The 17,635-nt window shown below is 37.9% G+C and carries 13 protein-coding genes; 4 read left to right on the top strand and 9 right to left on the bottom strand.

Features of this window, described 5'->3' with window-relative positions; genetic code table 11:
- The first annotated feature begins 10 nt into the window (after positions 1-10).
- From PERMA_RS07185 to PERMA_RS07170, 4 genes are read left to right on the top strand one after another with little or no spacing between them, the layout of a single operon-like run.
- Complete coding sequence (locus tag PERMA_RS07185) at positions 11-997, top strand: 6-bladed beta-propeller (RefSeq protein WP_012676733.1); 987 nt, start codon at positions 11-13, stop codon at positions 995-997.
- Positions 998-999: 2 nt separating this feature from the next.
- Entirely contained in the window at positions 1,000-3,066 is a 2,067-nt protein-coding gene (locus PERMA_RS10550; RefSeq protein ID WP_012675232.1) for a cytochrome c3 family protein, read from the top strand.
- Positions 3,050-3,553: a hypothetical protein gene (locus PERMA_RS07175; RefSeq protein WP_012676682.1), complete on the top strand. Its 504-nt coding sequence runs from the start codon at positions 3,050-3,052 to the stop codon at positions 3,551-3,553. Before PERMA_RS10550 ends, PERMA_RS07175 begins: the two co-directional genes overlap by 17 nt.
- Positions 3,550-3,876, top strand: a complete 327-nt coding sequence (locus tag PERMA_RS07170; RefSeq protein ID WP_012676429.1) for a c-type cytochrome — start codon at positions 3,550-3,552, stop codon at positions 3,874-3,876. Before PERMA_RS07175 ends, PERMA_RS07170 begins: the two co-directional genes overlap by 4 nt.
- Before the next feature lie 45 nt (positions 3,877-3,921).
- Here the strand turns inward: PERMA_RS07170 and PERMA_RS07165 are convergent, their stop codons facing one another.
- From PERMA_RS07165 to PERMA_RS07125, 9 genes are all read right to left on the bottom strand, one after another.
- Positions 3,922-4,647: a cytochrome c3 family protein gene (locus PERMA_RS07165; protein ID WP_012675305.1), complete on the bottom strand. Its 726-nt coding sequence runs from the start codon at positions 4,645-4,647 to the stop codon at positions 3,922-3,924.
- Positions 4,648-4,903: 256 nt separating this feature from the next.
- Positions 4,904-8,101 carry a cytochrome c biogenesis protein CcsA gene (locus PERMA_RS07160; RefSeq protein WP_012676139.1) on the bottom strand — a complete coding sequence of 1,066 codons (3,198 nt, stop codon included), beginning with the start codon at positions 8,099-8,101 and terminating at the stop codon, positions 4,904-4,906.
- 128 nt (positions 8,102-8,229) lie between these two features.
- Positions 8,230-8,961, bottom strand: a complete 732-nt coding sequence (locus PERMA_RS07155; protein ID WP_015898908.1) for a carbonic anhydrase — start codon at positions 8,959-8,961, stop codon at positions 8,230-8,232.
- Between the two features lie 77 nt (positions 8,962-9,038).
- Positions 9,039-10,253 (bottom strand): glycosyltransferase family protein, encoded by a 1,215-nt coding sequence (locus PERMA_RS07150; protein ID WP_012676569.1) that lies wholly within the window; start codon positions 10,251-10,253, stop codon positions 9,039-9,041.
- A 79-nt stretch (positions 10,254-10,332) separates the two neighbouring features.
- Positions 10,333-12,924, bottom strand: a complete 2,592-nt coding sequence (gene acnB, locus PERMA_RS07145) for a bifunctional aconitate hydratase 2/2-methylisocitrate dehydratase (protein ID WP_012675924.1) — start codon at positions 12,922-12,924, stop codon at positions 10,333-10,335.
- Between the two features lie 92 nt (positions 12,925-13,016).
- A complete protein-coding gene (locus PERMA_RS07140; RefSeq protein WP_202944140.1) occupies positions 13,017-14,201 on the bottom strand; it encodes an ATP-binding protein in 1,185 nt (394 codons plus the stop codon).
- 189 nt (positions 14,202-14,390) lie between these two features.
- Positions 14,391-15,467: a bis-aminopropyl spermidine synthase family protein gene (locus tag PERMA_RS07135; protein ID WP_012675663.1), complete on the bottom strand. Its 1,077-nt coding sequence runs from the start codon at positions 15,465-15,467 to the stop codon at positions 14,391-14,393.
- 14 nt (positions 15,468-15,481) lie between these two features.
- On the bottom strand, positions 15,482-16,315 hold the full coding sequence (speE, locus tag PERMA_RS07130; RefSeq protein WP_012676411.1) for a polyamine aminopropyltransferase: 834 nt from the start codon (positions 16,313-16,315) through the stop codon (positions 15,482-15,484).
- Between the two features lie 10 nt (positions 16,316-16,325).
- The gene (locus tag PERMA_RS07125; protein WP_012675485.1) at positions 16,326-17,612 is read right to left on the bottom strand and encodes a M16 family metallopeptidase; all 1,287 of its coding nucleotides are present in this window, start codon (positions 17,610-17,612) and stop codon (positions 16,326-16,328) included.
- Positions 17,613-17,635 lie beyond the last annotated feature (23 nt).

Genomic DNA, 17,635 nt, shown 5'->3' with positions numbered 1-17,635 from the left:
GGAGGAAGAGATGCGTTTTATCCTACTTTTAATGCTTATTATCCAGTTTAATATATATGCGAAGGAAAAGCTTGTATGGCCTCCGCCACCAGATAAACCAAAGATAGAATGGATAAAGTCTATCAAAAAAGTTGAAGATGTAGAAGGTGAAAGGGGTTTCTTTGGCAAGATCTTAGATGTGATAATAGGAAAAGAGAAAAAACAGATAATAAAACCGTTCGGTTCATACTTCATAGGGAATAGACTTTACTTTACAGATACGGGCGCTAAAACTCTATTTATATTTGATTTTAAAAACAAAAAAGTGGACTACATTGATAACATAGGTGATTACAAATTCTCATCCCCTATTGATGTTGTTGTTGATAAAAAAGGAAATATATACGTTTCTGACTCTGTTCTCGGAGCTGTTTTCGTATTTGACAATAATAAAAGATACAAAGGAAAAATCGGATCTGGTTTTCTTAAAAGACCTACAGGACTGACTATTAATCACAAGAAAGGCTGGCTGTACGTCTCAGATACGGTTGCTGGGAAGATATACATCTTTGATTTAAAAGGTAAGCTTATAAAACAGATAGGAAAGACAGGTAAAGGTGATGGTGAGTTTAATAAACCAACATTTATAACATTGGACAAAAAGGGAAATCTGTATGTCGTTGATACTATGAATGCCAGAGTACAGATATTTGATGAGAACGGGAAGTTTTTAAGAAAATTTGGAAAAAGAGGTACGGTAATTGGAACATTCGCAAATCCAAGAGGTATAGCTGTTGATAGTGATGGTAATATCTACGTTACAGATACACTACTTAGTGCAGTACAGATCTTTAACCAGAAAGGTCAGCTTCTTCTTGTAGTAGGTTATTACGGAACGAGAGATGGAGAGTTTGCATTTCCCGAAGATATCTCAATCTCAAGTAAAAATTATATTTTTGTTTCCGATTCTTACAATATGAGGATCCAGGTTCTAAGGTATCTGAAAGGAGGTGATTAATCATGTTTATTAGAAAAGCTACATTACTGTTCTTAAGTCTATCATTTTTTAGTTATGCAGGAATTGAGAATACACTGCACAATCTTTCCGTAACAGGACCTGGAAATATAAAAGCTGTTTCCGAGACAGAGATATGTGTCTTCTGTCATATACCTCACCATGAACAGGAAGGAACACCTCTGTGGAATAGAAAGATGCCTACCTCCGTTTATACTCTTTATGATAGCGAATTTATCCAGAGAATTAATTATCCAGCTCCTCAACAACTATCAGAATTTGAAGGATCTCCAGGAATAATATCCAGACAGTGTCTGAGCTGTCATGATGGAACTGTTGCTATAGGTGCTGTTTATATAGTAAGAGGTACTGAACTGGGGAATACAGTTATACAGATGCAAAACGTAAATCCAGACGGAACGTTACCTTCTACATTAAGAACATTTATAGGGACAGACCTGTCTGTACATCATCCCGTCGCTGTTGAGTATAACCCATCAATACAGGTTACATTTGCAGATGGTACAGTTAAAACCGTAGAACTTGCAGCCACACCATCACCACCTATAAAACTGTACAATTACTCCGGTAAAGACTACGTTGAGTGTACATCATGTCACGACCCTCACAAGCAAAATAAAAGATTTTTAAGGGTTGATGTTGGAAATCTTGCCCAGGATTTCAAGCAAACATGTATATCCTGTCACAACAAACCTGGATGGACAGGGAGTGCCCATGATACACAGACATTAACCTACTCAGATACAAATGTTACAACCGTTTACGGTGAAGGAGCTCCCGTTTCTGTGGCAGACTTCGGATGTGGAAACTGTCATACACCTCATAGATCACAGGGAAAACCTCTTCTCAGAAAAGTTGAGGAGGCTACATGTTTTACAGGAGCAGCATCAGCATCAAACGTTGCTCCATGTCACGGTGCAGGAGGTGCCAAGGATATAGAAAGCCTGCTGCCACCTAATAAAACTTACGGTCACCCTGTTATGGACGCACTGTACCAGAATATACATACCCCTCTTGATGTTTTATATGGTTCTGGCGTACCGAGAGTTCCTACCGGAAGTTTTGGTATAGAGTTTTCAGACTCAAAACATGCTGAGTGTATGGACTGTCACAATCCCCACAAAGCAAAACCTGGTAACCATGCTGCCACAGCTGATACATCAGGATGGTATCCTCAGAACCCATCAAACGCTGTCTCAAATGTTCTGGCAGGTGTTTACGGTGTTGAACCTGTATGGCCTCAAAGATGGACTCAACCTTCAACTTACAACACTACAGCTGAAGCTCAAAAAGAGTATCAGATATGTATGAAATGTCACTCTGGATGGGCATTGGGAGCGGTCACTACAGACTGTGTGACAACATTTACCTCATCACAGAGCGGTATACCTTTAACAGACCAGTCCTGTGAGTTTAACCCATATAACAGATCAGCACACCCTGTTGTAATGACGACAAATGAGATGGGAACACTCAGCGGATGGAATCAGGCAAATGGAAGGTATGCTCAACCTCTAACAAATACACAGGTTCTGCCTCCGTGGGATGCAAATGTGGGAAATCAGACTATGTACTGTACAGATTGTCACGGAACCGATAATGAAGCCCTTGGAGATCCAAGAGGACCTCATGGTTCTACACACCAGTTCATGCTTAAAGGACCAAACACAAACTGGCCTACAAAACCTGATGGGACACTTTACACAACAGGTGATGTTAAGGCAGGAACAACACAGGGATTATTCTGTACAAACTGTCATGATCTTACACAGGCTGCCGTTCATATGTTGACAAGACCAGGTGCGATGTATTCTATAGCATGTGTAAAATGTCACATAGCCGTCCCACATGGATCACCTGTATCAAGACTGCTTGGATACAGAACCATGCCGGAACCTTACAACTTTAACTACAACGGAACATTACAGTTAATGATGGACGGATTTAAATGGAACACTGTTCTGAACAACAGTGATGTTTATGCACCGGCCTGTGGTGGTGGAGGTAGATGTCACAACTGGAATGCTGGAGGTTATGACAGCTATCCGTAATCTCCTGATTGTACTTACAGCTTTTTTATACGTAGTACAGGCTAAGGCAGATGATATAAAGGATATAAAGGAGGTTATTAAGATATACAACCATACGGTTATACAGGCATCAAAAAGTAAAAATCTGCCTGATATTATCACATTCAAAAATATGATGTCCGACATAGCTGTCGGAAGAGTAGCTGAGAAGCTTTATATATGGATAATGTCATGGCATGAGAGTAATCTTTATATGGATGCAAAGCTGCTTGATATAAAGTTCACAAACATATCTGTAAACGGTGATACAGCTACAGCATTTACAGATGAAAAATGGACATACAGGTATATAGATATTTCCAGGGGAGTTGTCGCACATCCTGAAACAGAAGTAAGATATAAGATGAGGTATGACCTGGTAAAAAATAATGACAGATGGCTTATCAGAAAAATAAAGATAATTTCTCAGGATGAGAAAATACTTAAAAATAAGGAGGGTAAAAGATGAAGAAGTTCAGTGCAGCAGCAGCTATAATACTAACTGCCACAACAGCTTTCGCTGCTATTGACGGCAAAGAGCTGTTTAACAATAAAACAAACAGGTGTGCTATATGTCATAAGGAAACTAAAGATGCTATAGGACCTTCGCTTAAGACTATAGCTGAGTTTTACAAGAACAACCCCAATCAGCTAAAAGCATTCTTAAGAGGCGAAGCTGAACCTATAATTTGGCCCGATAGATTCAATATGATGAAGCCACAGATGGGAAAACTTAAAGCTATGACCGATGAAGAGATAGATGCTTTAGTTGAGTTTATCTTAAAACATTAGAATGAGACTTTTTAAGCCCCCGAAAATCGGGGGCTTTTTTATGATCTACTTTCCATGACATGTTAAACATACATTACTGTAAGCGTTACCATCACCAGATCTTAAGAATCTTGCTGCATTCAGATGCGGGTTGTGACAGCTTACACACTCAACTTTTCCATTTCTTAAAAGATCTCCTATAGTTGGTCCTGGGTTTCCATCTTTATCCCCAGATATATTCCATCCAGTAATATCCGTATTTGTTGGCTTTAAGCTTGCAGGTGGATTTGTCTCGTCTCCTCTATACACAACACCAACCGGATGGTCATCTCTAAGATCGTAGTTACCACCATTACCGTTTTTACCAACTGCGAAAGGCCATGGCATTTTCCAGGGCAGGTTAGAACCTCTGTAGTTGAGGTTTGATCCTGATGTATTCCATCCTCCTGATCCCGGAAGGTTAATTACAGTATTAACTCCGCTAACACCATCATGACAGGAAAGACAGGCTCGGGAAACATCACCAGGCTGACCTACTGTTGTTCCACCGATTGTTGTTCCTCCACCGTATACCTGGAATGTCACCGTTGTATCTATAGGCTTGTTCCAGAGAGGAGCTCCGGTAAATGCCTGATTAGATCCGTGAGGAGTGTGGCAGAACACACAGACCTCATCAGTGTCCGTTGAGTAGGTCGCTAAATTATGAACTGTGTTTCTTATATCTTCCACAGGAGCTGCAAATGAAGAAGCTGATATTATAAGGATCCCTCCGACTATCGCTCTTACCTTCATAACCCTTTCCTCTCTATTTGATTTAACCTAAATCTAAAATCTAAAAATGAGAAAATCATGAATGTAAGATCAATATTTTTATATACAAAATACATTAACTATCATAATTACTTTTTTATAGTAATAATAATTTTTCTAAAAGTCAATATCTTTTTTAGTTTTTAAAAAGATAATGATAACAGCAACTTTTTAATCTAAATAAGAATAAATCTCATTTTTTGTATAAATAAAAAAAGAGGGAGAAAATTCCCTCTCCTCAGCTTAACTTTCTATTTCTATAAGCAAGTATTATCAGTAAACCAAGGGATCCTACCGCCCAGTAAACCCATGTTGGTATAGGAACTGGATCTCCTGCTGCATAAGAGTGAAGACCTGAGAGGTAGTAGTTAACACCAAAGTATGTCATCAGTATTGCAAAGTATCCGAGTGTTGAGAACACAGCCATCTTATATACAGAGTACCATTCGGGAACATATCTGAGGTGAACTATAGCTGCGTAAACAAGGACAGATACCGCCGTCCAGGTCTCTTTTGGATCCCATCCCCAGTATCTTCCCCATGACTCATTAGCCCATATAGCACCAAGGAAGTTTCCTACTATTATAAGTGAGAGACCTATTATCAGAGAAAGCTCATTTATCTTTATTGCCTCTTTTATACCTTCCTCAATTCTTTTAACCCTTTCCTTACCAAGTAATTTCTCGCTTTTAATAGCAAAAAGTATGAGTATAAGAATTCCAAGAACGGCAGAAAGTCCTAAGAATCCGTAGCTCGCAGTCAGAACAGAAACGTGCAGTAAAAGCCAGTAAGATTTAAGTACTGGAACTATTGTTGTTATCTGAGGATCAAGCCATCCAAGATGAGCGGCAAAGAGGAAAACACCAGCAAATATACCTGTTGATGCAAGAACAAAAAGTGATTTTCTTGCAAAAACTATACCGGCAAGTGCAACAGCCCAAGATATGAAAAGCATTGATTCATAAGCATCAGTCCAGGGTGCATGATCGGCAACATACCATCTAAGACCAAGGCCAAATGTATGAACTAAAAATGCAAGGAAAAGTAAAACAACTATAACAAGACCTGCTTTCTGGAAGTTCTTTCTTGGATTGAATATCTGGGCAAATATAACACCAAGGGCTATAAAACCTATAAGGAAGTAAACAGGTATAAGTCTCTCAAAGATGATAAGCTTGTTGTACAGTATCTCAGCTTTAAGTCTTGTTTCTGAAGGTAAAACCGCTGAACCGTATTTTTTCTGAAACTGTTTTATATCATCTATAGCCATATTGGCCTTAGTCCAGTCTCCATTCTTTAAACCCTGCTGAACACCGTGTATATAATTTGAGAGTATTAACTGTATCTCCTCTTTCTGTTTTTGAGGGAATGTTGTTAATGCATCCCTCGGACCATACCATGTGTTATTTGGATCGTTCTCCTTCGGGAATATTCTCAGTATCTCCCCTGTAAAAACCAGATAGCATATGTACAGCCTTTCATCAAGTTTTAATATCTCCTTATCAAAAGTGTTCCTTTCAGCAGGATTTTTCCTCTGTGCCTGTTCAACAGCAGAGGCAAACTTGTACATCCCTTTCTCATCATAGGCATCTATAAATGCAAAATACTTTTCATCCTGAGGAATACCGAGAACCTTTTTAATGGCTGGATGTTTAACCTTTATCATCTTTATATACTGCCAGGGTCCCGGCATAAGGAACATTCCAAGGACAACCTGATTGTGATTCAGACCGAGTATGGTGTCTCCACCATGTATCTTATTTACAACCTCAAGTGACAATGTATCAAAAGGTTTTATCCTTCCATCACTGCTCTGTACAGGAACTGTTCCAAATTTATCGGCATGATCCCTGTCAATCTTTTTAACAGTGTTTATTATCTCGTTCATATCAACCTTTTTTGGAATAGATACATCTTCCTTCTTCTGATCTTCCTGCATACCAGGGTAAGCGTGGGAGATTCCTGTTGATACTGAAAAGAGAAGGAATAATAAAGCAAGTAAAGATCTCATACTGTCATTTCTATTAAGCATTCTTAAAGTCCTCCCGAACCTGCTCTTTGGATTAAACAGGTTAAGTAAAAGTCCAAGTGCTAAAAGTCCGTATCCTATGTAGGTAGGAAGAACCCCCGGATCATGATTTACCGAAAGAACTGTCCCCTTTTCATCGGGATCATAGGACATCTGGAAGAATTTATAACCACCGTAGTTAAGAGGATGGTTCATATAAATTCTGTAAGGCATTCTCAGACCATTTCTTTCATCTATAACAATAACATGACTCTCATAAGATGAAGCCTTATTTGAACCTGGATATTTTTCAAGAACAAAATCCTCAAGGTATATCTGGAATGGAAGTTTTATAACTGTTGCTCCCCAGACAAGAGAAACCTTAAGATCTCCTATCTGGATATCAGCAGGAATTCCAGGTGTACCACCACCTCTTCCAAGAAGTACAACTTCCTTTTTATTTCCATCATACTCAACATCAACAAAAAGAGCGGATAGAACAGAACTGTTTTGAAGAACCTTTCTGTCCCTTGGAAGAGGAACTACCTTTTCTTTTCCTTTAAGAAGAGCCTGTCTCACTACAAAGTTAAGACCGCTTACAGAGTATAATGTCCCTGTCTGGAGCTCAGCCTCTTTTCCTGCCTCTATACTTCCCTGTGACTGATCTGCCATTCTCAGCCATTTTACAGGCAGGTTTGATTTTAAGAAGAATTTACCGTCTTTAATATAGAAGAAAACAAAATCCTTACCTTCAAGCCTTCCTTTATACTCATCAGGATTTTCAAAAAGGAAGACAAAACTTCCAAAATCTTCTACAGTTCCTTCTTTCAGTGTAAGATCAACTGTGTCCATTCCTGATGATGCTTTCAATGTGATAATTGGCTTTCCTTCTGGATCTTCCTGGAGCTGGGTTTTGACACCTTTTATATAATTTTTATATCTTACTATCAGAGGTTTTCCATCAATATCAATCTTTTCCTCAAACCCATTAAAGCCAATGGCTGAAAGCATCATAGGTTCTTCTTTATGGTATTTTTTACCATCTTTTTCTGCTGTTATCTGAAGGAAAGGATCCCTTGAGTACATAGTGTCCTGATACTGTCCCTCCCTTATATGCATCATTCCTTCGTATCCTATATATCTCGTTATAGCAGCTCCAATAAAGATAAATACAAAGGAGAGATGGAATATAAAAACAGGAAGTTTTTTAGGCTGCCACATCTTATAAACAAATATGTTACCTATAAGATTTATTGTTAAAAGAACCATTACAAACTCAAGCCATTTAGAGCCATAAACAATAACGTAAGCTGTCTCTCTACCAAAATCATTTTCAATAAAAGTTGCTATACCAACAGCAGCACCAAATATTAACATCAGGATAATGGTGGTTTTCATTGAGAACAGCACATCAAGAACAGTTTTCATATAAACCTCCTTAAAATAAAAAGTACGATCTAAATATAATTAATATATATCAGATAAATTTTCCTGATATTTATCATAAATACCCTTAAAACGGGTAAGAAAACAAGCCCCTTAAAAGGGGCTTTAAACTATTTTTCCATAATCATTCTTGCATTTAAAGGCTGAACCGGTCTGTTTGTATCTCCACCCATAATCTTTCTGAACTTCTCAATCTGCTCCTTTGACATCTCCATCTCCTCTTCCATAACTATCCATCTTACACCTTCAGAACATGGTGGAGTAGTTAAAGAACCGCTGTATCTGTAGTAATCTCTATCCTTTGGCAGTAAATCTTCAGCATTTATCTTGTGTGCAAGTTTAACCTCTTCGCCTGCATTTTCAGGCATAACTTTCCATATCTTTTCTAAGATAGGATTTTCTCTTCCTTCTTTAAAGAAAACACCTATAACAGCAAGGTTACCATGCTTATCTGCATGAACAAAATGAGCCTCAAACGGGTAATGCTGTCCTTTTAATTTATGCTCACTTGGTGCGTGGAAATGAAACTGCTTCAGCTCAAATTTTATCCCATCAACAACTATATAACTTCCCGGTTCGTAAGAAACTTTTATTGTGTGTCCATTATTTAATACCTTTGTTGCACCTGCTCTGTATTCTATCTTTATAGGTTTTAATTTCGCATCAACTATTCTGTTTATATCTACCGGAGACTGATTTTTACCGATCTTACACATTATGTATTCATCTTTTAGATCGCCCCAATGTTCCGGTCCGTGTTCCCCGTGATAACTCCAGCCACCACCTGCAAATGAAGATGTTGCAAGTACAAGAGATGAAAGCCCGACTACAAATTTTTTCATACCTATACCTCCTTGAGAATAATTCTTATTTTTATTTCTAATATTTTACAGAAAAATTAGTAAAAAATCTGTGAAGTTTAAGGTCTGAGTCTCTCAAGAAGGGAATAGACTTTCTCTTCTCTGTTAATTAATCTTCCAACATCAAAAAGATTTTCTACATACTCCTCTTTTAATGGGTTCATAGTAACAGCTTTTGTTAAAAATCTGAAGGAGTTTTCATAATCCTTAAGAATGAAATGAACCACGCCTAAAATATTATAGACAGGTGCTCCCTCATAAACGCTCACAACATCATTTATGGAAGTAAGAACATCCTTTATCTTTCCTTCTTTAACAAGATCTTCAAGTCTGTCTATAAGTTTTTTGATATTCTCTATAAATGTTCTGTAATTTTTAACCTCCTCCTCTTCCAGTCCCTGTTCCTCAGTAAGATATAATGCCTTATCAAACTCCCCCATTGAGATAAAAGTATCTATAAGCTTTTTTAAAGAGTACTGGTTATGAAATGTCAGGATAGCTTTTCTGTAATACTCTGATGCGTTTAAAAGATCAAGGTACTTTTTCAGTTTATCCCCTATCGTTGTATAGGCTGTGGTTAAAGCAAGCTTCTCATTCTCATCCCATTTTAAAAGGGGAAATATCTCCCTTTTCCAGTCATAAAGATTTAAAGTATCACGTAAGGTTTTTGATCTGTAGGATGTGTCTATGAAGCTTTCTGTTATCCGGTTTGTTACAAAACTCTCCTCAGAATGCTTAAGCTTTATACCTTTAAGATTTAAAGCTAAAAGTCTGTAAAACTCATAATCCTCAAAATCCTCATCAAACAGACCTGTTTTTTCAAAAAGATCCCTTCTTGTGAGAACCCCCCACTGTGGGATATAACTTTCCAGGGTAAGTCCCTGTATAAGCTCAATCTCATTTCCATACCAGTCCTTGTAGTTCTTGATATTCTCTTCACCATTAAGGTCTACAACTATCTCATTTGGATATATGATATCTACATCTGGAAACTCTTTTAAAACCTGATCGTACTCTTCAAGTGTTGTATCTTCAAGCTGTGTTGTGTCAGAAAGCCATAGTATTAAATCGCCTGTAGCATTCTGGATACATTTATTTCTAAGAAAGGCTCTATTTTCAGAGTACTGGTTGAGATATTTTATATCAGGAATCTTCTGGTCTTCCCCTGTGTATATTATCTCTTTGATAAACTTTCCATTTCCTTCAAGGGATTCAACTGTCTCTTTCAGACTTTTTGGATCTTCCTGAATGATACATACAGAGATATAACCCATACCTTTCTCCAGACTTTTATAACACTTTCGGAAGAAAGGATGGGTTTAATTAGAAAAAGGGGGCTTAAAGCCCCTTATATCAGAATGTGTATAAAGCGTCAGCTACGAGAATATCAAGTTCCTCATCTGAGAGCTCATGGAAGTTCAGGAATTTGTAGATCTGATCTTCTTTTCCAGCTATCTTCTCTTCCATAAATTTGTGGTACTCCTCAACTGTTGGAAGTCTTCCAAGTATAGCACACATAGCAGATATCTCAGCAGATCCAAGGTAAACCTTAGCATCTTTACCCATTCTGTTGTCAAAGTTTCTTGTTGATGTTGACATGACTATAGCACCGTCCTTAACCCTTGCCTGGTTACCCATACAGAGTGAACATCCCGGAACCTCAGTTCTCGCACCTGCAACACCGTAAATGTTGTAGTAACCTTCCTCTATAAGCTGTCTCTCGTCCATCTTTGTAGGTGGAACTATCCACAGCCTTGTTGGTATCTGTCCTTCTCCTCTAAGTATCTCACCAACTGCTCTGAAGTGTCCGATATTTGTCATACATGATCCTACAAACACCTCATCTATATTCTTAGGTCTTCTCTCATCTGCTAAAACCTCTGAGAGTGTTGCAACATCATCAGGATCGTTTGGACATGCGAGTATAGGCTCTTTTATCTCATTGAGATCTATCTCTATAACAGCAGCGTACTCAGCATTCTCATCCGCCTCAAGAAGCTCAGGATTGTCAAGCCATGCCTTCATCTTGTCTATTCTTCTCTGGAGTGTTCTTGCATCCTGATAGCCAGCCTCTATCATCTTCTCAAGGAGTTTTATATTTGACTGTATGTACTCAATAACAGGCTCTTTGTTCAGTTTTACAGTACATGCAGCAGCACTTCTCTCTGCTGAAGCGTCAGAAAGCTCAAAAGCCTGCTCAACCTTGAGATTTTCAAGACCCTCTATCTCAAGTATTCTTCCTGCAAATATGTTCTTCTTACCTTTCTTCTCTACAGTTAAAAGTCCCTGTTTTATAGCATAGTAAGGAATTGCATTTACAAGATCTCTGACTGTAATTCCTGGCTGTATCTCACCTTTAAATCTGACAAGAACTGATTCTGGCATATTCAGAGGCATTGTTCCTGTAACTGCAGCAAATGCAACAAGTCCAGAACCCGCAGGGAATGATATACCTATTGGGAATCTTGTATGTGAGTCAGCACCTGTTCCAACAGTATCTGGGAGAACCATTCTGTTAAGCCATGAGTGTATAACACCATCTCCAGGTCTGAGAGATACACCGCCTCTCTTTATGATGAACTGTGGAAGTGTCATCTGGAGCTTAACATCTGCCGGCTTTGGATAAGCAGCTGTGTGACAGAATGACTGCATAACAAGGTCTGCTCCAAATGAGAGGGCAGCGAGCTCTTTTATCTCATCCCTTGTCATAGCTCCTGTTGTGTCCTGAGAACCAACAGTTAAGACCTGAGGCTCAACATACATTCCAGGTCTTACACCTTCCATTCCACATGCTCTACCTACCATCTTCTGGGCAAGTGTATAACCAACACCTTCCTTCTCAGGTGGCTGCTCTGGTCTTATAAATATCTGCTCTTCAGGCATTCCAAGTACTTCCCTTGCCTTTCTTGTAAGATTTCTTCCGATAATTAACGGGATTCTTCCGCCAGCTCTAACCTCGTCCGGAAGTGTGTTTGGCTTAAGCTCAAATGTGGCAACAACCTCACCATTTTTAACGATCTTTCCTTCGTAAGGGTATATATCAATAACATCTCCCGTCTCAAGCTTAGAAACATCAGCTATTATTGGAAGACCTCCTGAGTCCTCCCATGTGTTGAAGAATATCGGAGCTATAACACCACCTATTACAACTCCACCTCTTCTCTTATTTGGAACATAAGGTATATCTTCACCAATCCACCACATAAGAGAGTTTGTTGCAGACTTTCTTGAAGATCCAGTTCCAACAACGTCACCTACAAATGCAACCGGATGTCCTTTTTTCTTTAACTCCTGGATTGTTTTTATCGCATCAGGCATCTTTGCCTGGAGCATTGATAATGCGTGTAATGGAATATCACTTCTTGTTGATGCCTCCCTCGCAGGTGAGAGATCGTCAGTGTTAGTCTCACCTGGAACCTTGAAAACAGTTACAGTTATCTTCTCAGGAAGAGGATCTTTTGATGTGAACCATTCAGCATTTGCCCAGCTTTCAAGAACTTCCTGAGCATACTTATTTCCAGATTTTGCAAGCTCAACAACATCATTAAAGTAATCATAAACAAGGAGTATATTTTTAAGAGCTTTAGCAGCCTCCTTAGCTATCTCCTCATCTTTATGGGAAAGTGCCTTTACGAGCGGTTCTACGTTGTATCCCCCAAGCATTGTTCCAAGTATCTGAACTGCGTGAACAGGAGTGATAGCCGGAGAAGATTTCTCACCTTCAATTATATCAGCCAGGAATTTAGCTTTAACAAATGCAGCATCATCAACACCTGGTGGAACTCTGTTAAGGAAAAGATCCATCAGGTACTCTTCCTCAACGATAGGAACCTGCTGAAGAAGTTTTATCAGCTCTTCAACCTGTTTAGCATTTAAAGGAAGTGGCGGTATTCCGAGCTTAGCCCTTTCCTCAACATGCTTTCTGTATTCCTCTAAAAAGCCCATTTTACACCTCTCCAAATTAGTTTTTATTAGACTGATTATTATATAATCCTTCCGTTGGAAAAATCAAACAGTGTTTGAAAAAACGATCACCTTTAAAAGATATTTTTAAATGGAACCGCAAAAAATCTGTCACCAAATGAAAAAACTCTATCCCCTTTATACAGAACAATCCCATATTTTAGCAGGCTGTAAATATCCTTCATTGGTAAGAAATCCTTTTCTGAAACAGTTGATGAAGTTTTCAGTTCAACAGCAATATACTCTCCTCTGTATTTCAGTATAAAATCTATCTCCTTTTTGTCTGTAGTTCTGTAAAAGAAAATCTCCACTGGATATTGAGAACAGGCTGAATGTTTTAAAAACTCATTAAACATAAATGTTTCTACAATATTGCCAAAGTAGATATGTTTTTTTAGCTCGTTGATAGAAGTAATTCCAAGCAGATAACATAGAAGTCCTGTATCATTAAAATAGATCTTTGGAGTTTTGATAAATCTTTTTTTAACGTTCTGACTGAAGGGTCTCAGGAATTTTATCTGGTATATAAGCTGAAGTAAATTAAGATAATAATCTAACGTTTTATTATCAATACCAGCAAACTGGGAAATCTTTGATTTGTTTATTAAATTCCCTGAATAGGAAGAGATAATATTCAAAAGAGTTAAAAATTTATCTATATTTCTGATCTCTCCCAGCTCCAGAACATCCTTTTCTATATAAGTGCTGACATAAGAGCTAAACCATATGTATCTCATCTTTTCTGATTCTATCTTATGTATCTCTGGAAAACCGCCCTTTAATATAAAGCCAAGCAGGTCATCAAAGGATAAGTTACTTCTACTTTCTTCTAAAAATTTTCCTGAAAAGATTTTTTCAATCAGATTCTCTTTTTTATTAAAAACCTCAAAGATAGATAAAGGATAAAGCTCAAATATAGCCAATCTACCTGCTAAACTCTCTTTTACTTTTCTAAACCTGAGAATATTTACAGAACCAGTTAGAATAAACTCATTAGGTTTTCTGTTTGTATCTATTCTTTTCTTAATAGCCTCAAAAACTTCTGGTACTTTCTGGACTTCATCTAAAACTACAGGAGTTTTTATCTGCATAATGAAGTTAACCGGATCATTTTTAGCTGAAAGGTATGCATTTATATCGTCAAAAGTTATATAATTACTGCAAAGTTCTATGGATAATGTGGATTTACCGGTCTGCCTTGCTCCTGAGATGAAAATAGCAGGAAAGGTTTTTACCGCATCTTTTAAGATATCTTCCAAATGCCTCTTAAATTTCAGGATCATACTCCTATATTTTTTGGGACTATATTCCTAATATATAGGAGCAAAATATTAATATGTCAAGCTGGATACTAAAAAAGTGAGCAGACATTTAGATCTTCTTTAACATTGAGTGTCATTTCTCTCTGAATAGATGATATACAAAAAGGGGCTTAAAGCCCCCGTGTTTTATGTTGTTGATCCTTCTTCGTCTAAGTAAAGCTCCCTGAAGACCTCATCTTTTATCTGGATATTTTCACCTTTGAATCCTGGCATTGCCTCTATTCTGTACCATGCTGATCTGTACCATATATCTGATGGTCCTTTATTTACCGGAGCAACTTTCTGAGCTCTTGTTTCACTGTGGTACTCCCAGTTCATATATGCGTTAAAGTCCTGAACGATATCTGTTATTACCATTCCGTAATCATTTATGAGTGCTTTCTGGAATTTCTGCCATCTGTTTAAAGAAGAATCTCTGAGAGTGAGTCCAAAGTATCCTGCAGAACCTTCCCCTTTAAGTGATGCTATACCTCTTGCTATAAACGCTTTAAAAGCTTTAACTGTTTCCGGTGGATCAGTTATAAAAACATCAAAAGCTCCTATCCATTCTTCTGGGAATGGATTTCTAAGATCAAATCTTATAGCCTCTGCGTTGTCTATTCCAAGCTCCTTGAATATTCTGTTATCAAAATCAATAGCTCTCTCATCTATATCAAGTATTAGAACCCTTCTTGGAAGACCTGTTAATGCAACAGCAAGTCCTGTCAGATCATCCTCAGCACCCATAACAAGTATATCCCTGTTTCTAAGGTCTTCCCTTGAGTCAAGGAATAAAACTCTTGAAACTGTTGTCTCTGGAGTAACAGACCCCTGATCATACTCCTGTATAGCCTTCGGTCTGTCTTTAGCAAGCTCAACAAACGTTCTGTACCATTCTTTATTTGCATAAAATGGTATTCCTCTTCCCTCACAAGCCTGACATGTATAATCAACATATGGTGGTATATTTAACTCTTTAACAAGGTTTAACCCTTTTTCTGTAAGAAAGAGCTCATCATTCTCTACCTTTACAAACCCTTCCTCAATAAGACCTTTTGATATCTCAGATGCTGCTGGAACAGGCAGATCAGAATAATCAACAACCTTCCAGAAATCCGATGTTACCTGAAGTGCCGCCAGTATTCTCTCAACATTCCTTGGAATCAGCCTGATATTTGTTTTCTCCGTTGCTCTCTCAGCGATCTTCTTTAAAACTTCTGCCAATTGTTTACCTCCTTTTAAGATTTTTTCAAAATGTCCTGAACAAATCTGGGCAGTGAAAAAAGACAAGCATATATACTATCACAGAAATACTTTGTTTTCAATTCCTTAACCTTTTCAATATTACGTGTTGTATCTGTTATATCTATAAAATCAGATGCTATTGTAAAACTCCACATACCTGATGGATACGTAGGTATATAAGCAAGATAAACACCAACATTTCTGAAAACCTTTCTTATCTCCCTGTAAGCTTTTGAAAAGTACTCTTCCTGAAGGACAGGTGACTCCGTCTGTGCAACCATTATTCCATCGTGTCTGAGGGAGCTTTTTACCTTTCTGTAAAACTCTTCCCTGAACAGAACCTCAGATGCTCCTACAGGATCTGAAGAGTCCATTATTATCACATCGTAGTAGTTCTGCCTCTCCTGCAGAAACTCATTACCATCCTCTATAAATATCTTTACCTTAGGATCCCTTAATTTCTCAGAGATACTGGGAAAGTACTTTTCTGATATCAGAATAACCTCCTCATCTATCTCACAAAGGTGAACCTCTTTAACAGAGCTATGTTTAAGAACTTCCCTTACAGTTCCACCATCTCCGCCACCTATGACAAGGACTCTCTCAGGGTTGGGATGCATTAAAAGTGCTGGATGTGCGAGCATCTCATGGTATATAAACTCATCCTTTTCTGTTGTCTGGACAAGACCGTCAAGTATCAGCATCTTTCCAAACTGGGGAGTATCAAGAACAAGTATCTCCTGGTATTTTGATCTTATCTTTTTAACCTGATCTGCTTTTACTGTAAGCCCTACATTTTCAGTCCAGTACTCTGTAAACCAGATCAATTTAAACCTCCTATGGTCTTACTATAACGCATATATTTCCTTCAGGAATGTATCTTTTCCATGTTTCTGTTATGTCAGATTTTGTCACCTTATTTATATACTCCGGATATTTCTGATCCATCTCGTAACCTAAGCCTATAGTCTCAAACCAGCCTAAATACCACGACTGTTTTGCCCTTGTCTGATGCTCTAAAAGAAAATTCCCGATTATCTTTTCCTTAGCTGTCTTTAGCTCCTCATCTGTAACACCTTTTCCAATACCTTTTAAAACCTCCCTTATACCTTTAAGGGATTCTTCAGTTTTCTCCGGAGCTGTTCCTATATAGGCTATCAGCCTTCCCATATTTACCCTTGTTGGAAAGAAAGAGCCTACAGCGTAGGCAAGTCCTCTTTTTTCTCTAAGTTCCTGAAATAACCTTGATGTAAAACCACTTCCAGCTATCCCATTGAGAACCTTCATACTGAAGTAATATCTGTCTGTAGCCTGAGGAGCATTGTAAGCAACAAGTATCGTTGTCTGAGCTCCTTCCCTTTTTAATGTTTTACATCTCTCACCTGTTATGTAGTAACTGTAAACAGGATACTGGTACTCCTGACCTCTATCTATTTTCTCAAAAAGATCTTTTATATCATTCTCAACCTCACTGTAAGTTATATCACCAACAAAAGAAACAACCCATCTGCTACCGTTTAAAAGCTGATCCCATCTCTCTTTCAGGTCTTCTCTTGTTATCTTTTCAATATCATCTATCTCACCAAGAGGTGAGTACTGGTAAGGGGTTCCTTTATAGATCTGCTTTCTCAGCTCATCAAAACCGTATGAGAAACCTTCCTCTTTTTTCGCCTTTATCTGTGCGATAACATTACCCTTTTCTATTTTCAGCTTATCCTCAGGGAAAACAGGATTAAATATTATATCCTTCAGTATTTTCAGCCCTTTTTTCAGATCCTCAGTTCTCATCGCAAACTCAATTGTTGAAAACTCCTCACCAACAGATGTTGATATATATCCACCGCTATCTTCAAAAACCTTGTTTATATCGTATGATGAGTAGTTTTTTGATCCCTTTATAAGCATTTTAACTGTAAGGTTCGTCAAACCTTTCTTTCCTTCAGGATCCTCAAAGCTTCCACCTTTTATGAATAAAGTTCCTGCTATTATCCCTTCCCCTTTAGTCTCTTTAAAAAGTATTGTTACTCTATTTGGAAGTATATTTTTTATCACTTTTTCACCTCCGTAAACTGTGGAAGAAAGAAAGATTAAGAACGAAAAAAACAGATTTATTATATTTCTCATTTTTTCTCCATAGAATAAGAGAT

It is taken from the genome of Persephonella marina EX-H1 (assembly GCF_000021565.1).
GTDB lineage: Bacteria > Aquificota > Aquificia > Aquificales > Hydrogenothermaceae > Persephonella > Persephonella marina.
This window is presented reverse-complemented; position numbering and strand designations above follow the sequence as displayed.